We start from the raw sequence: 520 nt of genomic DNA, 5'->3' as shown, positions 1-520 counted from the left end.
CGGTCACGGCGCTGCTCACGAAGCTCGGCGCTTCGTTCTGGTCGGTGACGCTGAGGGTGAAGCTCTCGTCGCGGGTGAGTCCGCCGCCGTCGGTGATGCGTACCGTCACCGCGTAGCTCGACTGCGTTTCGAAGTCGAGCACGCCGTCGGTGAGGATGAGTTCGTCCGAGCCTGCGCCGCCGACGCTGAACTTGGCTTGATCGGCGCCGCCGACGATGGTGTATGTCGTGGTGTCGGCCGCATCCGGGTCGGTGGTCGTCAGCGTGCCGACCGAGTAGCCCGAGCTGGTGTCGGTGTTCTCGGCGATGGTGTTGTTGCTCAGGCTGATGAGCGTGGGCGCTTCATTGACGTTGGTGACCGTCACCGCGATGGCCTGGGTGTCGGTGCCGCCGTTGCCGTCGCTCACCTGCACGGTGACGTCGTAGATGTTGTCACCGCCGACATCGGTGGGGGCTTCGAAGTTGGGCGCGGCGTTGAACGTGAGCACGCCGGTGCTGCCGTCGATGCTGAACCGGGCCGC

General features: G+C 66.3%; 1 protein-coding gene. It reads right to left on the bottom strand.

Annotated features, from left to right (window positions below):
* On the bottom strand, positions 1–520 hold a 520-nt coding region (locus I8J34_RS24290), incomplete at both ends, for a cadherin domain-containing protein (RefSeq protein WP_214364199.1).

This window comes from Denitromonas iodatirespirans (assembly GCF_018524365.1).
Classification (GTDB): Bacteria; Pseudomonadota; Gammaproteobacteria; order Burkholderiales; family Rhodocyclaceae; genus Nitrogeniibacter; species Nitrogeniibacter iodatirespirans.
Note: the sequence above shows the minus strand (reverse complement) of the source record. Positions and strands in the feature narration are given on the sequence as shown.